At 71.5% G+C, this 23,843-nt stretch carries 22 protein-coding genes; 13 read left to right on the forward strand and 9 right to left on the reverse strand.

Annotated features, from left to right (window positions below; genetic code table 11):
* Nucleotides 1-34: 34 nt before the first annotated feature.
* From ACFWCK_RS03070 to ACFWCK_RS03080, 3 genes are all read left to right on the forward strand, one after another.
* Nucleotides 35-706: a TrkA family potassium uptake protein gene (locus ACFWCK_RS03070; protein ID WP_233310181.1), complete on the forward strand. Its 672-nt coding sequence runs from the start codon at nt 35-37 to the stop codon at nt 704-706.
* Nucleotides 707-892: 186 nt separating this feature from the next.
* Nucleotides 893-1,681 (forward strand): ABC transporter ATP-binding protein, encoded by a 789-nt coding sequence (locus ACFWCK_RS03075; protein WP_378804478.1) that lies wholly within the window; start codon nt 893-895, stop codon nt 1,679-1,681.
* Nucleotides 1,663-3,255: a hypothetical protein gene (locus tag ACFWCK_RS03080; protein WP_378804479.1), complete on the forward strand. Its 1,593-nt coding sequence runs from the start codon at nt 1,663-1,665 to the stop codon at nt 3,253-3,255. Before ACFWCK_RS03075 ends, ACFWCK_RS03080 begins: the two co-directional genes overlap by 19 nt.
* A gap of 83 nt (nt 3,256-3,338) precedes the next feature.
* On the opposite strand, the gene proC is transcribed toward ACFWCK_RS03080, so the two are convergent.
* On the reverse strand, nt 3,339-4,175 hold the full coding sequence (proC, locus tag ACFWCK_RS03085; RefSeq protein ID WP_378804480.1) for a pyrroline-5-carboxylate reductase: 837 nt from the start codon (nt 4,173-4,175) through the stop codon (nt 3,339-3,341).
* Between the two features lie 110 nt (nt 4,176-4,285).
* Between proC and ACFWCK_RS03090 the strand changes: the two genes are divergently transcribed.
* Together ACFWCK_RS03090 and ACFWCK_RS03095 are read left to right on the forward strand one after the other, a co-directional pair.
* A complete protein-coding gene (locus tag ACFWCK_RS03090) occupies nt 4,286-5,257 on the forward strand; it encodes a cation diffusion facilitator family transporter (protein ID WP_378804481.1) in 972 nt (323 codons plus the stop codon).
* Between the two features lie 15 nt (nt 5,258-5,272).
* Nucleotides 5,273-6,160, forward strand: coding sequence for an alpha/beta hydrolase (locus tag ACFWCK_RS03095; RefSeq protein WP_378804482.1), 888 nt, complete (start codon nt 5,273-5,275; stop codon nt 6,158-6,160).
* Nucleotides 6,161-6,302: 142 nt separating this feature from the next.
* Here ACFWCK_RS03095 and ACFWCK_RS03100 read toward each other — a convergent pair whose 3' ends face one another.
* Nucleotides 6,303-6,752, reverse strand: coding sequence for a nucleoside deaminase (locus ACFWCK_RS03100; RefSeq protein ID WP_378804483.1), 450 nt, complete (start codon nt 6,750-6,752; stop codon nt 6,303-6,305).
* A gap of 131 nt (nt 6,753-6,883) precedes the next feature.
* Between ACFWCK_RS03100 and ACFWCK_RS03105 the strand changes: the two genes are divergently transcribed.
* The 3 genes from ACFWCK_RS03105 (at nt 6,884) to upp (ending at nt 8,432) form a co-directional block, all read left to right on the forward strand.
* On the forward strand, nt 6,884-7,477 hold the full coding sequence (locus ACFWCK_RS03105) for a hypothetical protein (protein WP_378804484.1): 594 nt from the start codon (nt 6,884-6,886) through the stop codon (nt 7,475-7,477).
* Complete coding sequence (locus ACFWCK_RS03110) at nt 7,474-7,674, forward strand: DUF6186 family protein (RefSeq protein ID WP_233310172.1); 201 nt, start codon at nt 7,474-7,476, stop codon at nt 7,672-7,674. Before ACFWCK_RS03105 ends, ACFWCK_RS03110 begins: the two co-directional genes overlap by 4 nt.
* A 125-nt stretch (nt 7,675-7,799) precedes the next feature.
* Nucleotides 7,800-8,432 (forward strand): uracil phosphoribosyltransferase, encoded by a 633-nt coding sequence (upp, locus tag ACFWCK_RS03115; RefSeq protein ID WP_233310171.1) that lies wholly within the window; start codon nt 7,800-7,802, stop codon nt 8,430-8,432.
* Between the two features lie 10 nt (nt 8,433-8,442).
* On the opposite strand, the gene ACFWCK_RS03120 is transcribed toward upp, so the two are convergent.
* From ACFWCK_RS03120 to nadE, 3 genes are all read right to left on the reverse strand, one after another.
* Nucleotides 8,443-9,210 carry a GNAT family N-acetyltransferase gene (locus ACFWCK_RS03120; RefSeq protein WP_378804485.1) on the reverse strand — a complete coding sequence of 256 codons (768 nt, stop codon included), beginning with the start codon at nt 9,208-9,210 and terminating at the stop codon, nt 8,443-8,445.
* The gene (locus ACFWCK_RS03125) at nt 9,200-12,931 is read right to left on the reverse strand and encodes a TM0106 family RecB-like putative nuclease (RefSeq protein WP_378804486.1); all 3,732 of its coding nucleotides are present in this window, start codon (nt 12,929-12,931) and stop codon (nt 9,200-9,202) included. The genes ACFWCK_RS03120 and ACFWCK_RS03125 overlap by 11 nt, the downstream gene beginning before the upstream one ends.
* Nucleotides 12,932-13,133: 202 nt before the next feature.
* Nucleotides 13,134-13,952, reverse strand: a complete 819-nt coding sequence (gene nadE / locus ACFWCK_RS03130; RefSeq protein ID WP_233310169.1) for an ammonia-dependent NAD(+) synthetase — start codon at nt 13,950-13,952, stop codon at nt 13,134-13,136.
* Nucleotides 13,953-14,046: 94 nt separating this feature from the next.
* Here nadE and ACFWCK_RS03135 point away from each other — a divergent pair, with 94 nt between their 5' ends.
* From ACFWCK_RS03135 to ACFWCK_RS03155, 5 genes are all read left to right on the forward strand, one after another.
* Nucleotides 14,047-14,604, forward strand: coding sequence for a nucleoside phosphorylase (locus ACFWCK_RS03135; protein ID WP_378804487.1), 558 nt, complete (start codon nt 14,047-14,049; stop codon nt 14,602-14,604).
* Between the two features lie 103 nt (nt 14,605-14,707).
* The gene (locus ACFWCK_RS03140; RefSeq protein WP_378804489.1) at nt 14,708-16,315 is read left to right on the forward strand and encodes a carboxyl transferase domain-containing protein; all 1,608 of its coding nucleotides are present in this window, start codon (nt 14,708-14,710) and stop codon (nt 16,313-16,315) included.
* 5 nt (nt 16,316-16,320) lie between these two features.
* Nucleotides 16,321-18,366 (forward strand): acetyl/propionyl/methylcrotonyl-CoA carboxylase subunit alpha, encoded by a 2,046-nt coding sequence (locus tag ACFWCK_RS03145; RefSeq protein ID WP_378804490.1) that lies wholly within the window; start codon nt 16,321-16,323, stop codon nt 18,364-18,366.
* Nucleotides 18,363-18,848: a MaoC family dehydratase gene (locus tag ACFWCK_RS03150; protein WP_378804491.1), complete on the forward strand. Its 486-nt coding sequence runs from the start codon at nt 18,363-18,365 to the stop codon at nt 18,846-18,848. Before ACFWCK_RS03145 ends, ACFWCK_RS03150 begins: the two co-directional genes overlap by 4 nt.
* Entirely contained in the window at nt 18,845-19,660 is an 816-nt protein-coding gene (locus ACFWCK_RS03155) for an HpcH/HpaI aldolase/citrate lyase family protein (RefSeq protein ID WP_378804492.1), read from the forward strand. Before ACFWCK_RS03150 ends, ACFWCK_RS03155 begins: the two co-directional genes overlap by 4 nt.
* Nucleotides 19,661-19,677: 17 nt before the next feature.
* Here the strand turns inward: ACFWCK_RS03155 and ACFWCK_RS03160 are convergent, their stop codons facing one another.
* The 4 genes from ACFWCK_RS03160 to ACFWCK_RS03175 are packed head-to-tail and all read right to left on the reverse strand — an operon-like array spanning nt 19,678 to nt 23,715.
* Entirely contained in the window at nt 19,678-20,520 is an 843-nt protein-coding gene (locus ACFWCK_RS03160; protein WP_378804493.1) for a MerR family transcriptional regulator, read from the reverse strand.
* Nucleotides 20,513-21,052 (reverse strand): VOC family protein, encoded by a 540-nt coding sequence (locus ACFWCK_RS03165; protein ID WP_378804494.1) that lies wholly within the window; start codon nt 21,050-21,052, stop codon nt 20,513-20,515. Before ACFWCK_RS03165 ends, ACFWCK_RS03160 begins: the two co-directional genes overlap by 8 nt.
* A 33-nt stretch (nt 21,053-21,085) precedes the next feature.
* Nucleotides 21,086-22,246: a P1 family peptidase gene (locus tag ACFWCK_RS03170; protein ID WP_378804495.1), complete on the reverse strand. Its 1,161-nt coding sequence runs from the start codon at nt 22,244-22,246 to the stop codon at nt 21,086-21,088.
* Nucleotides 22,243-23,715, reverse strand: coding sequence for an APC family permease (locus ACFWCK_RS03175; RefSeq protein ID WP_233310158.1), 1,473 nt, complete (start codon nt 23,713-23,715; stop codon nt 22,243-22,245). The genes ACFWCK_RS03170 and ACFWCK_RS03175 overlap by 4 nt, the downstream gene beginning before the upstream one ends.
* Between the last annotated feature and the right edge of the window lie 128 nt (nt 23,716-23,843).

Raw genomic sequence — 23,843 nt, forward strand, 5'->3', positions numbered from 1 at the left:
GGACCGGAAGTCGTCGGACAGTAAAGTGGGCGGCATGGTTGAAGTGCTGCGCAACGACGCTCCGGTGCTCGTGATCGGGCTGGGCCGCTTCGGCGCCGCCTGCGCCGGAGAGCTGGACCGGCTCGACCGTGAAGTGCTCGCGATCGACACCAACCTCGAGCTGGTGCAGAAGTGGTCGGAGCGCGTCACGCACGCAGTGCAGGCGGACACCCGCAACATCGACGCGCTGCGTCAGATCGGCGCGCAGGACTTCCAGGTCGCCGTCGTCGCCGTCGGATCCTCGATCGAGGCCTCCGTGCTCATCACCGCGAACCTGGTGGACCTCAAGGTGCCGCAGATCTGGGCGAAAGCGGTGTCGCAGTCGCACGGCAAGATTCTCGCCAGGGTCGGAGCCAATCACGTCGTCTACCCCGAGCGCGAGGCGGGCGAGCGCGTCGCGCACCTCGTGTCTGGCCGCATGCTGGACTTCATCCGCTTCGACGACGACTTCGTGCTGGCCAAGATGTACCCGCCGAAGTTCATCCGCGGCGTGGGCCTGAACCAGTCGGGCGTGCGCAGCAAGTACAACGTGACCGTGGTCGGGGTGAAGAGCCCCGGCAAGCCGTTCCGCTACGCCGAGGCCGACACCGTCGTCACCAACCACGACCTCATCATCGTGTCGGGCACGAACAGCGACATCGAGCGGTTCTCCTCGCTCGATCGCTGACGCCCTCGCATCCGGCCCCTCTGGCGACCGCGAGACCGAACTCTCGTCCCGAGACCGACGTTCTCATCTGCGGTCTCGGGACGCAGGATCGGTCTCGCGGTCGTCGGCAGTGGCGGCGGGATGTTCGGCGGGGATATCCGCCTCGCGACGGATGCCGGCCGCGCCGCGGCATGGTCGGATGGAGGCATGACCGACTTCACAGCGCCCTTCGCCGCCGCGCCGCCGGTGCTCTCGCTGCAGGGCCTTCGCAAGCAGTTCGGGCAGAAGGTCGCCGTCGACGACCTCTGGCTCGACGTCCCCGCCGGATCCATGCTCGGACTGCTCGGGCCCAACGGCGCCGGCAAGACGACGACACTCGCGATGACCACGGGGCTGCTGCGCCCCGATGCCGGCACCGCCCGGGTGCTCCGCGCGGACGTCTGGCAGGATCCGGCTGCGGCGAAGGGCCGCATGGGCGTGCTCCCCGACGGCGTGCGGATGCTCGATCGTCTCACCGGCGCCGAGCTGCTGCGCTACACGGGTCTGCTGCGCGGAATGACCGAGGCCGAGGTCGTCGGCCGGACCGGCGAGCTGCTGGACGCGCTGGGCCTGGCCGACGCCGGCAGCACGCTGGTCGTGGACTACTCCGCCGGAATGCGCAAGAAGATCGGGCTCGCGTGCGCGCTCATCCACGCGCCGCGCCTGCTCATCCTGGACGAGCCGCTCGAGGCCGTCGACCCCGTCTCCGGCGAGACGATCCGGCAGATCCTGCGCGCGTTCGTCGCCGGCGGGGGCACGGTCGTGCTCTCCAGCCACGTCATGGAGCTCGTCGAGTCCCTCTGCGACCGGGTCGCGATCGTCGCCGAGGGGCGTCTTCTCGCGAACGGCACCCTCGACGAGGTGCGGGCGGGCGAGACCCTGCAACAGCGCTTCCTCACCCTGGTCGGCGCGCACGAGCTCGGATCGGAGACGCTCGCATGGTTGCGCTCCTCGTAGGCCTGCGCTGGCGCCAGCTCGGCCACCAGCTCGGCCGCAACCCGTGGATGATCGTCTCGGTCATCATCTCCGGGTTGATCGCGCTCGGCCTGCTCACCGCCCTCGCGGCGGGCCTCGTCGCGCTGCGCGTGGCCGCGCCCGACGCCGCCGTGCGCACCCTCGTGCTGGTCGGCACCGGCATCGTGCTGGTGTGGTGGATCGGATCGATCGTCGTGAGCGTCGACGACTCGCTCGCCCCGGAGCGCTTCGCCCTGCTGCCGGTCACCGCCCGATCGCTGCTGCCGGGGCTCGTGATCGCGGGCGCCACCACCATCGGCGGGATCGGCACGACCGCGGCGCTGCTGCTCATGCTGGTCGGATGGTCGGTGAGTCCGCTCGCGCTGGTGGCCGCCGTGCTCCTGATCCCGCTCGCACTCGCGACCTGCGTGCTGGGAGCCCGCGTGGTCAGCGGCGTCCTCGCCGGGTGGCTCGCCGGACGCCGGACGCGGGATCTCGTGATCACGATCGGCGTGCTCCTCGTCGCGTGCTCGGGGCTGCTGATCAACGTGCTGGTGCGTGCCTTCGCACGCGTCGCGGATCCGACCGCGGTGCTGCCTGCGATCGCCGATGCGGCCGGATGGACGCCGCTCGGCGCCGTGTTCGGCGTGTCCGCATCGCTGGCCCGAGAGGATCTGCTCGGCGCCGGCCTGCGGCTGCTGGTGGCGATCGCGACGGTCGTCGTGCTGTGGTTCGCCGCACGCGGACTGCTCGCCGCACGCCTGGTCGCGCCGATCCAGAGCCGCGGAGGCGGACGCGTGCGCTCGGGCGGACTGCTCGATCGTGCGCTTCCGGCCACGGCCGTCGGAGCGATCGCGGCCCGCACCCTGCGCTATGCCAAGCGCGACCCGCGCCAGGTGATCAACACCGTGATGATGCTGCTGCTGCCGGCCCTGTTGATCGGGCTGACCCTGATGAACGGGCGTGGCGGCGGCTCGTTCGCCCTGGGCCCCGCCGCGATCCTCATCCCGGCGATCAACGCGCTGCTGATCGGGACGATCCTGCAGATGGGTATCGCGTACGACAACGACGCCATTGCGCTGCACATCCACACCGGCGTGCCGGGCCGGGCCGACCGTGCGGGTCGCCTGCTCGGGTTCGGCATCATCGCGGTTCCCGTCACGGTCGTGCTGTGCGTCGCCGCCAGTGTGCTCGCGGGGCGGGTCGACCTCATCCCGGCCAGCCTCGGTGCGGCTCTGGGCCTGAGCGCGGCATCGGCCGGGCTCGGATCCTGGGTGGGCGCGTTCCTCCCCGGCCGCGCGCCGGCCCCGGAGGCGAATCCGTTCGGACGCGGATCCTCCGGCGGGGTTCAGTCGATGATCGCCATGATCATCATCGCGCCGCTGAGCCTGCTCATCGGGGGGCCCGCCTTCGGCCTCGCGATCGCGGCCATCTGGACGCCGTGGCTCGGATGGCTGAGCCTGGCGTGCGGACTCGTGCTCGGCGGGCTCGCCGCGTGGGGCGGGACGGTGCTGGGCGGGCGGATCCTGGATCGGCGCTGGCCCGAGGTGCTCGCGGAGGTCGCGAGCGAGGCGTGACCCGGACCGCCCCAGAGCTCGAGGATCCGGCCGCGGATACTCGAGCTCCGGGGGCGGGCTCCGGGTGGTCGGGCTCCGGGTGGTCAGGCTCCGGCTGCGAGTTCGCGCGCCCGGGCGAGGGCGGCGTCGGTGGCCCGGGCGAACAGGCCGTCGAGGTCCGCGTCCTGCAGCACCGCGACGGCGCGCTCGGTGGTCCCCTTGGGGCTCGTCACGCGGCGGCGCAGCTCGGCGGGGTCCTCGCCCGAGGCCTCCAGCAGCGCGGTCGCTCCGATGAAGGTCTGCTCGGCCATGAGCCGGGCCTCGGGCTCTGCGAAGCCCTTGCCGATCGCGACCTTGGTGAACTCCTCGATGAGCAGGAAGACGTAGGCGGGACCGGATCCGGAGATCGTGGACAGCGGGTCGATCTGCCCCTCCGCGACCTCGATCACGGATCCGACCGTCTCGAACAGCCGACGCACGAGCGCGCGCTCGTCGTCGCTGACGCCGGCGGCCGCTGCGAGACCGGTCACCGCGCGGCCCACGGTGGCGGGGGTGTTCGGCATCGAGCGCAGCACGCTCGTGCCGTCCGGCAGGTGCGCCGCGAAGGTCGCCAGGGTGACTCCGGCTGCGATACTCACCACGATCGCGTCCTCGCGGAGGTGCGGCGCGATCTCGTCGAGCAGGTCGGGCACCATGGCGGGCTTCACGCCGACGACGACGATCCGAGCACCGGCCGCCAGGTCGTTCCCGTCCGGCTGCTGCTCGAGCGCGATCGAGCGCACACCCGGCAGACCCTCCAGCTCGGCGGCGCGCGCCGCCGTGCGGTTGGTGGCGGTGATGCCGCCGTCGACGGGGATTCCGCTGGAGACGAGGCCGCGCAGGATCGCACCTCCCATCGAGCCGGCACCGAGGAACGCGACAGAGGGCAGAGCATCGACCATGCGGCCATCCTACGAGCCCCATCCGTGCGGCGGCAGGGCCGACGTCCGACCGCGGTGTCGTCGAGGGCCGGGCCCGTCATGCGCCCCGCCGCCCCGCATAGACTCGTGACATGAGTGCATCCGGTGGCGGCAAGGCGATCCTGGCGGCGTTCCTCGCGAACATGGGCATCGCCGTCGCGAAGCTCGTGGCCTGGCTCCTCACGGGGTCCGCGTCGATGCTCGCGGAGGCGATCCACTCGGTGGCCGACTCCGGCAACCAGCTGCTGCTCATGCTCGGCGGACGCAAGGCACGCCGTCGCGCCGACCGCGAGCACCCCTTCGGCTACGGGCGCGAGCGCTATGTCTACGCGTTCGTCGTGTCGATCATCCTGTTCTCGGTCGGAGGTCTGTTCGCGATCTACGAGGGCGTGCAGAAGCTCGTCGAACCGCATGAGCTCGACAAGACCTGGTGGTGGGTGCCGATCGCCGTGCTGGTCGTCTCGATCGTGCTGGAGTCGTTCTCGCTGCGCACCGCCATCCGCGAGAGCAACCACGTGCGCCCGAAGGGGCAGTCGTGGGTGTCGTTCATCCGCCGCGCCAAGGCGCCTGAGCTTCCGGTCGTGCTGCTGGAGGACACCGGGGCACTCGTGGGCCTGCTCTTCGCGCTCCTCGGCGTCGGTCTCACGCTGATCACCCACAACCCGGTCTTCGATGCGCTCGGCACGCTGATGATCGGACTGCTGCTCGTGCTCATCGCGATCGCGCTCGGCATCGAGACGAAGAGCCTGCTCGTCGGCGAAGGCGCGAACGAGGCCGACTACGACCGGATCGTCGACGCGATCCTGGCGGGTGGCGAGGTCGAGAAGCTCATCCACATCAAGACCCTGTACCTCGGCCCTGACGAACTGCTCGTCGCGGCGAAGATCGCCCTCACCTCGGACAAGACCGTGCGCGCGGCCGCCGACGACATCGACGCGATCGAGGTCCGCATCCGCGAGTCCGTGCCGGCGGCACGGGTGATCTATCTCGAGCCCGGCATCTACCGGCCTGCCCTGGATCCGTCCCCGTCCACCGACGCGTTCGTGCTGCGTTCGGCCGACTGACCAGGCGGATCCGTCGTGGTCGATCCGCTCGCCGAGGCGCTCGCCGATCCCACGGTGTCCGCAGACGCGCGCAGCAGGCTGCAGCACGTGCAGGACGTGCTGCACGCGGATCCGCAGGCGCAGCTGATCTCGCTGTTCTTCGAGGGCGAGGAGCCCCGCGCCGCCGTGGCGTTCGGCGATTTCGACGCGGCCGAGCTGATCGTGGTCGTCCTGCACGGGATCGACACGGATCTCGCCGCCTTCCCGGGCTGGGCAGGCATCGCCCAGCGGCTGTGCGCCGACGTCATCCGCGCCAGTGCGCTGCGGGGCGGATCCGTCCGCATCGCCACGATCGCCTGGTTCGGGTACGACTCCGGCACCCACCTGTCGGCGCTCGCGACCAAGCACGCGACAGTCGGCGCGGCGCGGCTGGCCGGCGACCTGGTGCGGATCCGGCATCGCCATCCCCGGGCGCACATCGCGATGCTCGCGTACTCGTACTCGTCCACCCTCTTCGGCGAGCTCGTGCTCATGGACGGCGCGGGCCCCGTCTCCATGGCGTTCTCCATCGCCTCGGCGGGGATGACGCGCATGGCCGCCGACGCGGTGGCGGAGGCCATCTCGAAGCGCTCCTTCTCGTTCTACGCCACGGAGTCGTCGAGCGACGCCACCGCGCCTCTCGGACGGCTCGGCGCGCACCCGGTCGACCCCCGCGACATCGAGGGCGCGATCGTCTACTCCTCGGACGGCGGCTCCATCCCGGGGACGGATGAGCAAGGCGAGGCCACCGAAGGTCACGCGTCCCAGACCGAGGTCGACGAGCACGGCGAACGGCGCCGCGGGTACTTCGATCCCCGCGCGCAGGCGTATCTGTTCGCCGTGCAGCGCCTGGCCCGGCTGGCATCGCGACGTCCGAAGGCCTGACCGCGGCCGTCAGCACCCCGGGGTCGTTGAGCGAGGACGCCGGAGGCGACCGAGACGAAACGCCGTCATCCCGAGATCGCCGCGTTTCGTCTCGCGCGCTTCGCGTGCTCGCTCAACGACCTCAGGACAGCAGCGGCCGGAGTCAGCGCCGTTCGGCGAAGAACGCGCGCAGCTGCGTCACGGCCTCGGCCTCGCGGAGGCCGCCGACGACCTCGGCCCGATACGGCAGCCGACGATCGCGCAGCACGTCGTAGAGCGAGCCGGCGGCCCCCGCCTTCTCATCCCAGGCGCCGAACACCACGCGAGCGAGCCGGGACTGCAGGATGGCGCCGGCGCACATCACGCATGGCTCCATCGTGACGACGAGCGTGCAGCCGGTGAGATTCCAGGATCCGTGCGCCGCAGCGGCCGCGCGCAGCGCGACGATCTCGGCATGACCGGTCGGATCCGTCGTCTCCTCGCGGTTGTTGCGCCCCTCGGCGATTGGCCGTCCCTCCGGGTCGAGCACGACGGCGCCCACGGGGATCTCGCCTGCGGCGGCGGCCTCGGCGGCGAGCGCGAGGGCGCGGTCCATCGCCGTGTCGTCCGTCACGGATCCTGCTGCGCTCACCGGTCCTCCCGACGGTCGAGCCTAGCCGCAGGGCCGCGTCGCGTCGCCGTTGGCCGCCTCGGAACCCGCCCCCTCCCCGGCGTCGCGTGAGTAGCATGCGGAGGAGGGGTGTCATGGGCGCTCAGACGGATGCAGACCCGGGGGCGGCGGGCCGCCGGTCTCGCGCACTGCCCTGGCCCGTCCTGTGCTGGGTCACGGTGCTGGTGCTGATCGGCGCGGTCCAGATCGTGCGCGCCCAGTGGTTCGACGCGATCGTGTTCTTCGGCGCTGCCCTGCTCGTCGTCGCAGCCCGGTGGGCTCCGCCCACCCGCACGCGCCGCGCGCCGCTGCGGATGATCGTGGCAGGGGCCGCCCTCGCAGGACTCGTCGTGGGCCTGCTCCCCCGCCACGGCAGCGGCATGGTGGCCGCCGTGACCGCGATCGGGATCGCCGCCGTTGCTCTGGCCTGGCCCGGCGCGCCCGCAGGACCGCCGCCTTGGACGCGCGACCTGCGCCGGCTGGCCTGGCTGTGGAGCGGGCTGGTGGTCGCCGGCTGCCTGTGGGAGCTCGTGCAGTTCATCCTCAGCCGGATCCACCCCGATGCGCCTTCGTCTGCGCTCAGCGATCTGATGGATCCGCTGCTCGACGGCGCGCCGGGCAGGATCCTGTTCGCGGCGGTCTGGCTGGCGGGCGGCGTCTTCCTGCTGCGGGCGGGGGCCCGGCGATGACACTTCTCAGCGTCGCCGCTTTCGGGCTGTGCGCCGCTCTGCTCGTGCTGGCGACGTGGCGGATCCGGCGCGCGGATGCGGAGGCGACCACCACCGCGCTGTTCGACCGGCTGCTCGATGACCGCTCCGTGCGCATCGCAGTGATCGTCGTCTGGTGGTGGCTGGGCTGGCACTTCCTCGCCGGCACCACCCTGTGACGCGCACGCGCGCGCCACAGGCGCGCGATCGTCGTGCGCCGGAGAAGCCCGACCCGATCGAGCGCTCCCCGCTCCACCGAGAATCCGCGCAACGCACGGCGGCCCGGGCGAAGTAGCCTGTACCTATGCGTGTGCACGTCGCCGACCACCCCCTCATCACCCACAAGCTGTCGGTGCTGCGCGATGCGCGCACCCCGTCGCCGGTGTTCCGCCAGCTCACCGAGGAGCTCGTGACGCTGCTCGCCTACGAGGCGACGCGCAACGTGCGGGTGAGTCCCATCGAGATCACCACTCCGGTCACCACGACCATGGGCGTGAAGATCTCGGAGCCGCGACCGATCGTCGTCCCGATTCTGCGCGCCGGTCTCGGCATGCTCGAGGGCCTGGTCAAGCTGCTGCCCACGGCCGAGGTCGGCTTCCTCGGCATGGTCCGCGATGAGGAGACCTTCGAGCCGACGACCTACGCCGAGCGCCTGCCCGACGACCTCAGCGGCCGCCAGTGCTTCGCGATCGACCCGATGCTCGCGACCGGCGGATCACTCGCCGCCGCGATCCAGTTCCTGTTCGATCGCGGCGCGGACGACGTCACGGCGATCTGCCTGCTCGGCACGCCCGAGGGCGTGGCGGCGATCGAGAGCCTGGTGGGCGACCGCAACGTCACGCTCGTGCTCGGCGCCCTCGACGAGCGCCTGAACGAGAAGGGGTACATCGTGCCCGGCCTCGGCGACGCCGGCGACCGCCTCTACGGCACCGTCTGAGCCCCCGCCGTCACACCGTCAGCACGAAGGAGCGGTCCTCGCCGTACGGGGTGAAGCCACAGCGTGCGAGGATCGGGGCGGACGTCGCGACGCGCCCCTTGACGAGCGCAGTGGTGGCCCCGAGCTCGGCGCCGTGCCGCAGCCGCTCCGCGAGCACGGCCCGATAGGCGCCGCGTCCGCGGAATCCGGGCAGCGTCGCCGCACCCCAGAGTCGGAGGAAGCCGTCGACCACGGTGCAGCCGCCGGTGCTGACGGGACGCCCCTCGAGACGGGCGAGCGCCCTGGCCCCGGTCCCGGCCGCGAGCTCCGTCGCGACTTCGGCGAGCTGGTCGGCGAGCCCCTCCTCATCCAAGGGAAGCTGGTCCCATACCGGCACGCTCACCGCGTCCACGTCCCGCACGTCTGCGAGAGTCCGCACGATCACGGTGTCGATGCCATCCGGCACCGGGATCCGCTCCCCCGGGATCGGGCGGGCGAACACGGTCACGGTGTCGTCGTGCACGGCTCCGCGCCGACGCAGCTCGTCCTCCAGGTCGGGGCTGTCGGCGGCGTTCGTCCAGAACACGAGCTTCTCCTCTCCCCAGGAGCGCGTGCGTGCGACCGCGTGATCCAGCACCGCAGCCGGATCGAGGTCGGACGCGACCTGCGACCCGCGTACCCCGCCGCCGAATCGCGGCGGGTAGCGGACCAGCTGCAGCTCGGACCTCTCCTGTTCGCTGCCGTTCGGGAACCAGACCCACGCGGCGGACGCGCGAGCGATCTCGGCCTCAGAGTGCATCGTCTCGGGTTCCCGTCGTGACCAGCAGGTCGTCCGCCGGATCCTCCTCCCGATCCGCCCCGACGAGGTGCGCGAACGCGCTCAGCCGAGCGACGCCCTCGGGCGTCCACGGCAGGTCGTCCAGCAAGGCCGGCGAGTGCACCAGGTACGCGGCGACCTTGGCGCGTGAGATCGCCACGTTCAGCCGATTCTGCAGCAAGAGGAACTCCGGCCCGCGCGGGGCGTCGCGCCCGCTCGATGCGGCCAGCGACGTGATGGAGACCACCGCCTCCCTGCCCTGGAAGTTGTCGACCGTGCCCACCGCGACGTCGCCGAAGCCGGCGTCGGCGAGCGCATCGAGGATCAGCTGCTTCTGCGCGTTGTACGGTGCGACGACGATGATGTCGGCCTGCGCGAGCGGGCGCGGTGACGCGCCCGCCATGCCGTCGGTGTAGTCCCGCCCGACCAGCGCGCCCACGATGCGGACGACTTCCGCGGCTTCCTCCGGCGACTGCGTGGCGTTGCCGCGATGACGGATCGGCTGCACGTGAAGCCCCGGGTCGATGCCGTCGATCATTCGCCGCTCGGTACCGGGCGCCGACGCCAGCGCGCCCGCGTACGCGAGCCGCGAGACCGGGGCCGCGACCTCCGGATGCATCCGCCAGGAACGGGCGAGGAACACTCCATGCGCCGGGTCGATGACCGCCTTGTCGTGCATGACCCAGCCGAGCGCCGACGTGTCGACGGGTTCGGGGTGCGTGCCCTGACTTACCTGAGGCAGCTGTTGAGGATCGCCGAGCAGCAGCAGCCGCTGCGCCGACACCGCCACCGCGATCGTGGAGGCGAGCGAGAACTGCCCCGCCTCGTCGATCACGAGCAGATCGAGCTCGCCGCGCTGGACTCGTCTGGTGCTCGAGAAGTCCCAGGCCGTGCCTCCCACCACGCAGCCGAGGCCCGCCGCGCTCTGCTCGGCGAGATACGCGGCCATGCCGTCCTTGCGGATCCCGGTGAAGACGGGTTCCGATCCGTGCGGATCCTTCGGCGCCTTCGCCACCTGCGCGGCCGGAACACCCGCCGCGACCACCCGCTCGAGCAGGTTCTCCACGATCGCGTGCGACTGCGCGACCACGCCGATGCGGTACCCGTGCTCGTTCACGAGCCGGGCGATCACGTGCGATGCCGTGTAGGTCTTGCCCGTGCCCGGGGGGCCCTGCACCGCGAGGTAGCTGCGGTCGAGGTCGAGCACACCCCGCACGATGCCGTCGGCGGCCTCGGGAAGATCGGAGTCCGGCGACGTGGCTCCGTCAGCGGCGTCGGAGCTCCGGTCCGAGCGCCCGTCCGGCCCCGTCTCCAGAACAGGCAGCGGCGCACCCGACACGGTCCGCGGCACCAGGCGGCGCAGCACGTCGGTCGCCGCGTCCTGCGGGAACGCCGGGGCCGCCGACAGCACGGATCCGGCCCACTCCTCGATCGCACCCTGCAGGGAGTTTACGCGGGGCGGGGAGGCCGGGGTGAGGGCGAGCGGCAGCTCGTCCCAGGTCTGCCCGCCGATCGAGCGCTCGCGGATCCGGTAACCGTCGTCGAGCACCTCGACGACCTCCACCTCGTGCGGCACGTGGATCACGCGCGCGGGGAACTCCCCGAAGAACGGCGCAGGGGCCTCGTACAGGGCGAACGGACTTCCGCCCGCGTTCAGAGTGCTGCCGGGCGCGACCTCTCCGTGCAGGTCGATCAGACGCGTGACGGCGCGGGCGCCCTCCTCCGTGCCCCAGTCCTGCACGACCGCCGAACGGTCGGGATCCACCCGCAGCACGTCGCGCGTGGACTCCCACAGGGTCACCGGCTCGCGCAGACGCTGGAAATGCGAGATCCAGAAGCTCTTCGCCTCGCGCGGGAAGTAGTCGATCGCCGCGGCGGCGACCCGGTGGGACTGGCCGGCCTGCTCGAGCGCGGGCCCGGTCGCACCCGCGCTCCGCGCCTCATCCTGCACGCGCTGCCCCTCGGCCTGCAGCGCGAGCGAGAGCGGCGCGGGCTCGTAAGCGCGCGTCTCGGGCTCGTCCGGCGGCGCCGGCAGGACCCCCGCCTCGCGGGCGAGGCCCACGAGCCAGTTGCGCAGCCGCCGGGTCGAGACGCAGTCGTAGCGGTTGTAGTCCGCGAGGTCGGCCAGGATCCCGTCCGCCTCGGCCGTGCGACCCGACGCGGCGAGCCCCCGCGCCTGCACGTACTGGACGATCGAGTCGTCGCCCTTCTGCACGTCGCTCGTGCGCACCTCGGCGCCCATGTAGAGCGGCTCGAGCTTCTTGATCGAGTACGACCGCGACCCGATCCGCACGGTCCGCAGCACCAGTGGGTACAGGTCGACGAACACCCCTTCCCGCAGCAGCCGGTCGACCGCGGCCTCGCCCACGCCGTAGCGCTCCGCCATGTTCTGCAGGTGCGAGGTCTCGTAGGGGGCGTAGTGGTAGATGTGCATGTCGGGGTGCGCCGCTCGCCGCGCGGCGACGAAATCGAGGAAGTCCAGCAGCGCCCGCTTCTCGGCCGCGAAGTCGTGCGCCCAGAGTGCGGTGTACTGCTCGGCGTCGTCGACCCAGCCGAACAGGTAGTCGAGCCCCCAGGGCTGACCCTCGCCCGGCTCGGTGTAGAGCGGATCCCCCTCGAAGTCGAAGAACAGATCGCCACGGCTGGGCCGCGGCATCAGCCCGATCGCTGCCGCGGAGACCATCTCGAACGGCGGCACCGGATGCGCGGCGGCGTCGCCGTGCCCCTGCGCGGCGTCCTCTGCGGCCGCCTCCGCCGCCATCGCGGCGAGCTGCAGCCGGGCCTGGGCGCGGAGCGCTTCGAACGTCTCGACGTTCATACCCTCCGGCGCATCCTCTGTCACGGCGAGGTCGTCGATGGTCCTGATCCCCGCCGCACGGAGCCGGGCGCGCTGCACCGGGCGCATGCGCGCGACGAGCAGCAGGTCGCGGTGCGCCACCACCTCGAGCTCGCACGTGGCGCAGCGCCCGCACGCGACGATCTGCAGGTCGCCGCGGTCGTCGCCCCAGGCGAGCGGAGCACCCGCCGCGCCCTCGTCGATGCGACGGTCGGCGATGAGCGCGCGCAGACGGGCCCTGCGCACATGGAACAGCGGCAGCAGATCGCTCACCGCATGCGTCGAGATGCTGCGATCGCCGAGGATCAGATCCACCTCGTCGGAACGGGGGATGCCTGCCCGGTCGAGCTGATCGACGTATGCCGCCAGCTGCATGAGCGCGGTGACCCGCGCGGTGCGGGCGAGCTTCGAGTCCTGCACACGCCAACGCCCGTCGGGATCGCGGAGCAGGAAGTCGGCGAACCCGACGAACTCGGGGGTGGAGAACGCAGCCTGGTAGATCACCGTCGCATCCGACCGCAGCGCGCGCAGCGTGTCCTCGACCACGCCGGCGAGAGCCTCGGCATCGGTCGAGGAGACCTTGGGCAGCTCGATCACGCCCGGTCCGCCGTCGACGGAACGCCCCCGCTCCGCGATGTAGTCGTCCAGCACCACGAGCTCATGCGCATCGCCCATCGCCGCAGCGCGGGCGAGCGTGGCGTCCTCGGGATCCTCGACCGGTTCGACCCGCCCGAGCTTGGCATCGACCGCGCGGACCCAGGCGAACTCGCACTCCGCCGCGAGCTTCAGATCCGTGGCGCTCCAGATCACGCGGTTCCGGTCGGATCCGACGTTCTGATCGGATGCGGAAGCAGTGATCACGCGCACGAGGGCTCCTGTCGTCGGGGGGGGCGACCGATCGGGCCGTCGCTTCGACCCTAGACGGGGGCGGGGACACCACCGATCTCCGACGTTTCCCTCCTCCCGCCGTCTTTCCCTCCCCGCAGCAACGCCCACCAGGGGAGGGAAAGCCGGGCAGAGGAGGGAAACGCGCAGCAGGGAGCGGGAGGGAGCCGGAGGGGGGACGCGCTCAGCGCCACCAGGTGTCGTCGGGCGTGACCGGCTGTCGGCGCTTGTGCGAGGTCGCGAGGTAGCGCGCCTCGATGCGCTCCGCCGCACCCGCCTCGACCTGCCGCCCCTCGAGGAAGTCGTCGATCTGCTCGTACGTGAGGCCGAGCTCATCCTCGTCGGCCCGGCCCGGTGTGCCGTCGAGCAGGTCGGCCGTCGGCACCTTGTAGGCCAGGCGATCCGGAGCCCCGAGCGCCAGCAGCAGCGCCCTCCCCTGCCGCTTGGTGAGCCCGGCGAGCGGCGTGAGGTCGGCCGCCCCGTCGCCGAACTTCGTGAAGAAGCCGGTCACCGCCTCCGCCGCGTGATCCGTGCCGATCACGAGCATGCCGCGCTGTCCGGCGATCGCGTACTGGGTGACCATCCGCAGGCGCGCCTTGATGTTGCCGCGGTGGAAGTCGGCGACGTCCTCCAGGCCCGCCGCCTCCAAGTCGTTCTCGAGGCCGTCGACCCCGTGCTCGATGTTGACCTCGACGCCCTCGTCGGCGGAGATGAACGCCATCGCGGCGGTCGCGTCGTCGGCATCGTGCTGCACCCGGTAGGGCAGGCGCACGGCGATGAAGGTCGCCTCTCCCCCCTCGGCGCGCACCTTCTCGACGGCGAGCTGTGCGAGGCGCCCGGCGAGCGTCGAGTCTTGTCCGCCCGAGATCCCCAGCACGTATCCCTTGGCGCCGGTGTGCCGGAGGTAGTCGACGAGGAAGCCGATCCGGCGGTCGATCTCGGCGGCGGGGTCAATGTCGGGGCGCACCCCGAGATCGACGGCGATCTCCTGCTGCAGGCTCATGCTTCTCCTTCGGTCGTGGAACCAGTATCCAACGGCCACGTTTCGCGCGCGTGAACGCCGACGCGGCCCCGGCGGCGCCTGCGAGGATGGAGGCATGAGACTCCTCGTCGCCGCCCTCGCGTCCGAACTGCAGGCCTTCCCCGAGGAGCTTCCGGGCTTCGACCGGCTCGTGACCGGCCCCGGCAAGCTCAAGGCCGCCTACGGCCTCACCCGCGCACTGGATGCCACCGCCTACGAGGAGATCGTCGTCGTCGGCACGGCGGGCGGCGTGGATCCCGCCCTCCCCGGCGGCGTCTACGAGATCACCGCCGCGATCCAGCACGACGTGCAGGACCTGGACGGCGTGATCGGGCAGCACGTCTCGCTGCCGCCGCGCGTGGCGACCGGTCGCGACGGCCTCGTCATCGCGACCGGCGACAGCTTCGTCGACGACGTCGCGGTCGTCGAGCGGATCCGCGGCCTCGGCGGGGTGCTCGTCGACATGGAGACCTACGCCTACGTCTGGGTCGCCGACCAGTTCGCCGTGCCGATCCGGGTGCTGCGCGCGATCTCCGACACCGCGCAGGACGGCGCGACCACCGTCTGGGACGAGACCGTCGCAGCGTGCAGCGTGCAGCTGCGCGAGCGGATCCGCGAGGAGTACGGCGTCTGAGAGCGCACACCCGTCCGTGACCGGTCGTGGACATTTCAGTTAACGCTCGCTAATCTGAATCACGAGTCCACGACCACTGCGAAGCCGCCCAACGGAGGGTGCTGTGTCCGAATCAATCGCGCCGAGCGTCAGCACGCCGACCTATCGGGAGCTCGTCGACGAACTCCGCGTCCGCCGCGCCGAGGCCGCGCTGGGCGGGCCGGAGAAGGCGCGGATCCGGCACACCGAGCGCGGCAAGCTCCTCGCCAGGGATCGGGTCGACCACCTGCTCGACGTCGGCAGCCCGTTCCTCGAGGTCGCACCGCTCGCCGGCTACGGCCTGTACGGCGGCGACGCCCCCTCGGGCGGCGTGGTCGCGGGGATCGGACTCATCCACGGTCGGCACGTCATGGTCGTCGCGAACGACGCCACGGTCAAGGGCGGCACCTACTACCCGATCACGGTCAAGAAGCACCTGCGCGCGCAGGAGATCGCGGCCGAGAACCGGCTGCCCTGCATCTACCTCGTCGACTCCGGCGGCGCGTTCCTGCCGATGCAGGACGAGGTGTTCCCCGACCGCGACCACTTCGGCCGCATCTTCTACAACCAGGCCAGGATGTCCCGCGACGGCATCCCGCAGATCGCGGCAGTGATGGGATCGAGCACAGCCGGCGGCGCCTACGTCCCGGCGATGAGCGATGAGACCGTGATCGTGCGGAACCAGGGCACGATCTTCCTCGGCGGGCCCCCGCTCGTGAAGGCCGCGACCGGCGAGGTCGTCACCGCGGAGGACCTCGGCGGAGGCGAGGTGCACACCCGGATCTCGGGCGTCGCCGACCACCTCGCCGAGAACGACGAGCACGCGCTGCAGATCGTCCGGGACATCGTGGCGACACTGCCGCCCTCCCCGGCGCTGGCGGATCCGATCGCCGCGATCGCGGATCCTCCGGCCGTCGACCTGCTCGACGTCGTCCCGGTCGAGTTGACGGTGCCCTACGACGCGCGCGAGATCATCCGCGGCATCGTCGACGGCGGGGCGTTCACCGAGTTCAAGCCCGAGTACGGCACGACCCTGGTCACCGCGTTCGCCCGCATCCACGGGCACAGGGTCGGGATCATCGCGAACAACGGCGTGCTGTTCGGGGAGTCGGCGCTCAGGGGCGCCCATTTCATCCAACTCTGCGAGCAGCGGCGCACGCCGCTGCTGTTCCTGCAGAACATCACCGGCTTCATGGTGGGCCGGGAGTACGAGGCGGGCGGCATCGCGAAACACGGGGCGAAGATGGTGAACGCCGTCGCCACCGCGACGGTGCCCAAGCTCACGGTCGTCGTGGGCGGATCCTTCGGCGCCGGCACGTACTCGATGTGCGGGCGGGCCTACTCGCCGCGCTTCCTCTGGCTCTGGCCGGGAGCCAGGGTCTCGGTCATGGGCGGACCGCAGGCCGCGTCGGTGCTGTCGACGGTGCGCCGCGATCAGATCGAGGCGGCCGGCGGATCCTGGTCGGCCGAGGAGGAGGCCGAGTTCCAGGCGCCGATCCGCGCCGCATACGACGAGCAGGGCAGCCCCTACTACTCCACCGCTCGCCTGTGGGACGACGGGATCATCGAGCCCGGTCAGACCCGCGACGTGCTGGGCCTCGCGCTCGACGTCGTGATGCGAGCACCCTCGACCGACGCGCCCGCCACCGGCGCAGCGACAGATCAGCGCCGGTTCGGCGTCTTCCGGATGTGAGCGAGATGCACCGCACTGAGCCCGTCGACCTGTTCGACACCGTCCTCATCGCCAATCGCGGCGAGATCGCCTGCCGCATCATCGCGACGCTGCGCCGTCTCGGGATCCGCTCGGTCGCCGTCTACAGCGACGCCGACGCGGGCTCCCGCCATGTCGCGCTCGCCGACGTCGCCGTGCGGATCGGCCCCGCCCCCGCGGCGCAGAGCTACCTGAGCATCGAAGCCGTGCTGGACGCGGCGCGGGCGACCGGCGCCCAGGCGATCCACCCCGGCTACGGCTTCCTCGCCGAGAACGCCGCGTTCGCGCAGGCCTGCGCCGACGCCGGCATCGTGTTCATCGGCCCCACCGCGGACGCGATCCGCACCATGGGCGACAAGATCACGGCCAAGCTCGCCGTCGCCGAGCGCGACGTGCCCACCGTGCCGGGGATCGCGCGCCCCGGCCTCACCGATGCCGATCTCATCGCCGCAGCGGCAGGGGTCGGGTACCCGCTGCTCATCAAGCCCTCGGCGGGCGGCGGCGGCAAGGGCATGCACGTGGTCGCGGACGAGGCGCACCTCGCCGAGGCGATCTCCGCGGCGCGACGCGAGGCCGCCGCGAGCTTCGGCGACGATGCCCTGTTCCTGGAGCGCTACCTCACCACGCCGCGGCACATCGAGGTGCAGATCCTCGCCGACGCGCACGGGAACGTCGTGCACCTCGGCGAGCGCGAGTGCTCGCTGCAGCGCCGGCACCAGAAGGTGATCGAGGAGGCTCCGTCGCCCCTGCTCGATGCGGCGACCCGCGCGGCGATCGGCGCGGCCGCCTGCGAGACCGCCCGCAGCGTCGACTACCGCGGCGCCGGAACCGTGGAGTTCATCGTCGAGGCGACCAGGCCGGACGAGTTCTTCTTCATGGAGATGAACACGCGCCTGCAGGTCGAGCACCCCGTGACCGAGCAGGTCACCGGACTCGATCTCGTGGAGCAGCAGCTGCTCATCGCGGCCGGCGCTCCGCTCGGCTTCGGGCAGGACGACGTCGTGCTGCGCGGGCACAGCATCGAAGCCCGCGTATACGCCGAGGACCCCACCGCCGGGTTCCTCCCCACCGGCGGTCGCGTGCTGCGCGTGCTCCACCCCGAGGGTGACGGCATCAGGGTCGACACCGCGATCGCCGACGGTCTGGACGTCTCGATCGACTACGACCCGATGCTCGCGAAGATCATCGCACACGGCACGGATCGCGACGAGGCCCGCCAACGCCTGGTCCGTGCGCTCGACGAGACCACGGTGTTCGGCTTCCCGACGAACGTGGAGTTCGTGCGGGCGCTGCTCGAGCTGCCGGAGGTGGTCGCGGGCGAGCTCGACACCGACCTCATCGCGCGCCGCTTCGATGACCTCACGTTCGCCGAGGCGGATGCGCGCGTGTTCGCGGAGGCGGCGCTGCTGCTCGATGCGGCTCGGGATGCCGGGGCCGCGACCGTGTCGAGTCCATGGACCCGCCGCGATGGCTGGCGCCTGGGCGACCCCGCCCCCCGGCGCTACCGACTGGTCTGCGGCGAGCGCAGCTCCGAGGTTCTCGTGACGGGATCCGGATCCGGCCTGTCGGTCGACGTCGACGGATCCGGTCCGGTCGCTGCCGCATCGCGTGCCGAAGGAGCCCTGCGCCGCACCCTCACGATCGACCGCACGACGCGCACGGTCGCGGCGCTCGAGATCGGATCCGACCGGGTGGCCGTCGCTCACGGCGGGGCCGTGTTCGAGGTCGCCGTGGAGCGGGTCTCGCACGCCGGTGCGACGGCGGCGGAGAGCCGCCCGCACCTGGACTCCCCCATGCCCGGGACGGTCGTGCTCGTGCACGCCGCTGATGGCGCGCACGTCGCAGAAGGCGATCCGGTGCTCGTGGTCGAGGCGATGAAGATGGAGCACGTGCTGCGCGCCGGGGTGGCGGGCACGGTCGCCGTCCACGTCGCGCAGGGCGACACGGTGGCCCGGGGGCAGACTCTCGCCGTGATCACGCCGGACGCCCCTGCTGCCGGCTCAGGGACCGATGTCGAGGAGGACGCGCAGTGACCGGGAAGCGCATCGAGCAGCGAGGACTCTACTTCGAGGAGTTCGAGGAGGGCGCGGTCTATCTGCACCGTCCGGGGCGCACGGTCACCGAGGCCGACAACGTGCTCTTCACGACGCTGACCATGAACACCCAGGCCCTCCATCTGGACGCGGCCTGGAGCGCCGGGACCGAGTTCGGCGAGCGGCTGGTGAACAGCATGTTCACCCTGTCCACGCTCGTGGGGCTCTCCGTCGCGCAGCTCACGATGGGCACGATCGTTGCGAACCTCGGCTTCTCCGAGGTGTCCTTCCCCGCGCCGGTGCGCATCGGCGACACCCTCTACGCCGAAACCCTGATCGTGTCGAAGCGGTTGTCGTCATCGCGTCCCGGTCAGGGGATCGTCCAGTTCGCGCACACCGGGCGCAACCAGGACGGCGACGTGGTCGCGCTCGCCACCCGATCCACCCTCATGCAGTGTCTTCCGACGGAAGTCGCGCGATGAGCGCACTCCGCGGCCCCGCCCTGTTGTTCTGTCCCGCGGATCGCGACGACCGGTATGCGAAGGCTCTCGCCGCCGCCGACTCGGTGATCCTCGACCTCGAAGACGCCGTGGCCCCGGCCGACAAGCCCGTGGCCCGCGAGCGCGTCGCCGCCGCCGACCTGGATCCGCAGCGCACCATCGTGCGGGTGAACCCGTCAGGAACCCCCGATCACGGGCTCGACCTCGCGGCACTCGCCGGCACCGGGTACCGCACGGTGATGCTGGCCAAAGCCGAGTCCGCGTCCGATCTCGACGGCCTGCACGCCGCGGGTCATCACGTGCTGGCCCTGTGCGAGACCGCGCGCGGTGTCGTGCACGCCGAGGAGATCGCCGCGCACCCCGCGACGATCGGTCTCATGTGGGGCGCGGAGGATCTGGTCGCGAGCATGGCGGGACGCTCGAGCCGGTTCACCTCCGGCGCTCATGCGGGGCGCTACCGCGACGTCGCCCGGCACGCGCGCTCCCGTGTGCTGCTGGCGGCGAAGGCGTTCGGGAGGGCGGCGATCGACTCCGTGCATCTCGACATCGCCGACGTCGAGGGGCTGCGCGCCGAGGTGCTCGACGCCGCGGCGAGCGGCTTCGACGCCACCGCCTGCATCCACCCGAGTCAGGTCGCGGTGATCCGGGAGGGCTACGCCGCCGCTCCGGCCGAGCGGGACTGGGCCGAGCGCGTGCTCGCAGAGGCGGAAGGGCGACCGGGCGTGTTCCGATTCGAGGGGCGCATGGTCGACGAGCCCGTGCTGCGCCAGGCCAGGGCGATCCTCGGGCGCTGACCACGGCGGGCGGGCCGCTACTCCCAGATCGCCGTGTCGGGGTCCATGCCGTGCGCGCGGGCACTCGCGTCGACGAGCGCACGGAACCAAGCCGCCATCCCCGGCCGGATCCCGTCGTAATGCGCGGCGAAGCCCGGATCCTCCGCGTAGGTGCGGGCGACGCACACCTGCATCGACCGGGTCAGCGGGAAGTACGCCGAGAACACGGCGCGGTGACGCTCGACGAGCCGATCCGCAGCGGCGTCCGCCGGCGCCACGCCGTCATCGAACGCCGCGGCGAGCTCCTGCTCGAAGCCGGTCATCGCCTCGGCCACCGCCTGCCATTCCTCTGCTCCGCGCTCGGCCGACCGCTCGGCGTACTGCGCCCACTGCGCGGTCGTGCCCCAACGCGCCCGCGCCCCCTCGGCCCAGGCCGGGTCCCAGTCCGGTCCGAACACTGCGACCTGCTGTTCGGGCGTCAGCAGCACCCCGCGTTCGTGTGCGGCGATCATCCGGCCGAGCCCCGCGTCGAGCTGCTCAAGGCGGGCGATGCGCTCCCGGATCCGCTCCTGCTGCCGCCGCAGCTCCGCGGGCGCCGCCGCCGCCGGGTCGTCCAGAAGGGTGCGGATCGCCGCAAGGCCGAGGCCGAGCTCGCGATAGAGCACGATGCGCTGCAGTCGCTCGATGTCCCGCGTCGTGTACAGCCGGTACCCGGTATCCGAGCGGAGGGACGGGCGGGCGAGCGCGATCTCGTCCCAGTGGTGCAGGGTGCGCACCGTGATCCCGAGGACGTCCGCGACGCGGCCCACGGTCAGGCCGTCGTCGCGGACGCCCACGGGGTCGAGAACGCCCGCGCGGGGGAAGGGGCGCGACTCAGTCATCCCCCTCATTGTGCCCGCCGTCCGCGACTGCGGGGCCGGTGATGCCCATCGCCGCCAGGTTCCGGGCCCCCTGACTCTCGGGCACATAGGGTTTGGCCGCAGTGAACACGACCCGCACGTTCTCCGGGGTGATCATCTCGATGTCACGGGTGTTCCAGAACGTGTCGGTCGGCCCCTGCACCCGATCCGGATCCAGCGCGCGGCAGGCCGCCGCGATCGGCTCGATCTGGTCCATCACGCAGGAGAAGCTGACGGTCATCGCCGGCACCTGCTCCTGCACCACGTCGGCGCGCACGAGCAGCACGTCCTGGAAGGCCCAGCGACGCAGGTGCACCACGCGTCCCGGCGTGCGGAACAGTTCGATGAAGTCCAGCCCTCGAGTCCAGAATGCGACCGAGGCATCCAGATCCGTGGTCGGGATCGTGACGAAGGCCGGCATCCCGTAGATGCCGCGGTAGTGTGCGGGCGGCACGGCATCCGGGCCGGGCGGGGGCACAGGGCTGATCTCGAAGGCGTCGTAGTAGTCGTTCATGAGACCAGCCTCGACCCTCACGTCGCGTCAGGGTCAAGCGCGATGTGGGTCGGCCCCTGCTCCCGGCTGTCCGACCTGAAGCAGTTCCTGCACCCGCTCGATCGGCAGGCCGTGCACGTTCTGCCGGTGTCCGACCATGTCCTCTCCGGCGACCAGCACGTTGAGCACGGCCTCCTCCGTCGCCTCGACCACCGCCGTGTAGAGCGGATCCATCCGCCCCCAGGGCACGGCGCGCAGGTCGTCCAGCACGACCTCCTCGCCCTCCGCGGGGAAGCGGCTGGCGAGCGCGCCCGCGTTGGCGGTCGAGAAGGCGAGGAAGATGTCGCCCGAGAAGTGCGATCCCGCGGTTCCCGTGCGTGCGAGGCCGAGCGAGACCCTCCGCGCCATCGCCGTGCACTGTCCGGGCAGCAGCGGCGCATCGGTCGCCACGACCACGATCACACTGCCGGCGCCCTGCGGCGGCGCCGCGGCACCTGCCACGACGGGGGCCTCGGCGGGGGTCGCGGAACCCGCGGAGAGCTCGGCCTTGAGCGCTGGCCCGACCTGCTCCCCGCGCACGGTCAGCTCCGACATCTCGCCGAAGTTCGCCTGCAGGAACACTCCGACCGCGTACTCGGCATCCCCGAGCACGACCCGGCGCGATGCCGTCCCGGATCCGCCCTTGAATCCATAGCAGATCATGCCGGTGCCGCCGCCGACGGCGCCTTCGTCGACGGGCCCGGATCGCGCTGCCTCCAGAGCGCCCACGGCGTGCTCGGGGCGCACGTGCAGACCGTTGATGTCGTTCAGCCGACCGTCCCAGGTCTCCGCGACGACGGGCAGCAGCCACTGGTCCGCCGCGCCGGGAACGGCGTCGAGCATCCATCGGATGGCGCCCTCGTGCGCGGCGCCGACCGAGTGCGTGTTGGTGATCAGCACGGGGGTGCCGAGGCTGCCGGACTCCGCGATCCACACGGATCCGGTCATCTCGCCGTTGCCGTTCAGGGAGTGCACGCCGGCCGCCACGGGATCCGCCGCGCCGGCGCGCCCCCGCGGCAGGATCGCGGTGACGCCGGTGCGGACGACCGCGGACGCGCGGTCCTCGATGAGCGTGCTGTACCCGACCTCGACGCCGGGAACGTCGGTGATCGCATTGTGCGGGCCCGGGATCCCCCCGCGGATGAGGCCGAGGTCGCGCGCACGTGCCCGGCTCATCCGCGCACCTCGTCCTCGAGCTCCTCGTCCGCGGGCAGCGGCAGCGTCCACCGATCCGGCTTCCCGCGCAGGTAGAGCGCGTAGTAGAGCAGGCCGATGGCGAAGATCCCGACCGCGACCGCGACCGGAACCCAGTCGGCGATCAGGCTCATCACGAGGATCACCAGCGTTGCGAGCGTCATCAGGATCGGCGCGACGGGCCACAGGGGCATCCGGTACTCGGCGGCGTCGGTGGTGTGGTTGATCCGTCCCACGAGGGCGGCGAGGCCGACCAGCGCATAGAGGATCACGATGCCGGCGCTGGTCGCGACGAGCAGGACGTTGAACGGGACCAGCCACAGGCAGAGCGCCGCGATCACGCCGACGATGATCGTCGCGATGACCGGGGTGCGCAGCGTCGGATGGATCCGCCCCAGCGGTCGGTTGATCGCGTCGGGCCAGGAGCGGTCGCGGGCGGAGGAGAACAGCGTGCGCCCGAACTGCAGGATGATCGCGAGCACGGCGTTGATGACGGCCACGGCGATGCCGACGCTGACCAGGGTGTTGACGACCGGCCCCGCGCGCTCGGTGAGGAACTGCGTCATCGGCGAGGGCGACGCGACGAGCGCCGCGAGGTCCTTCGAGCCCAGCAGCACGGCGATCGTGGGAACGATCTCCGCGACCACGGCGATGAGCAGCGACCACAGGATCGCTCGGCCGATCGTGGAGCGGGCGTTCTTGGTCTCCTCGGCGTAGTAGACCGCGGCGCCGTAGCCGTTGAACGCGAACAGGGCGGTCGCCGTGTAGGAGACCACGAGCCCGGCGGAGGCGCTCACGAGCACGCCGCCCGGACCGCTCGTGGCGACCGTCCACAGCGTGGAGATCGGCTGGCTCACGTGCAGGAACCCCACCACCGTGAGCACCACCAGCGCGCCGATCTCCAGGATCAGGAAGATGCCGGTGACCCACGCGTTGGTCCTGATCCCGAGGCAGGCGATCACCGTGGTCACCAGGATCACGACGATCCCGACCCATCCGCCGCCGAGTGCGTTCGAGAGCACGCCGAGGTACTGGCCCGCTCCCGACGCGATCACGCCGATGATGAGCACGCCGCTGACCAGGTTCAGCAGGAAGAGCCCGAAGCCCCAGGGTTTGCCGAGCGTGCGCGCGACGAACGCGTACTCGCCGCCGGTGATGGGGAACGCGCTGGAGAGCTCCGCGTAGCAGAGTGCGACGAAGACGCCGACGAGGGCGCCGATCAGGAACGCGAGCGCCGACGCCCCGCCGATGCCGTTGATGATCGCGGGCACGATGATGAACACGCTCGACGCGGGCGTCACCGCAGAGAGCGTGATCAGGATGTTCTCCTTGAAGGTCAGCCCGCGGGACAGCTGCTGTTCGTACTTGGCCACGTCCGGCACCACCCCCGGCATCTTCGCTCCCCGGGCCTCGGCGGCTTCGCCGAGGTCCCCTTGCAATGCATCGCTCATCGTTGAGCCTTTCGTTCGCGGGTCGACTATCTGACTCGCCAATCAAATATGCTCGACTCACCTCCGTCAAGTGTTTTGTTGTAATGAGTCCGCAGTAGTTGACCAGCGAGTCAGCCTTGGTGACGCCG

Origin of the sequence: Microbacterium sp. NPDC060117 (genome assembly GCF_042729315.1) — a bacterium.
Taxonomy (GTDB): Bacteria; Actinomycetota; Actinomycetes; order Actinomycetales; family Microbacteriaceae; genus Microbacterium.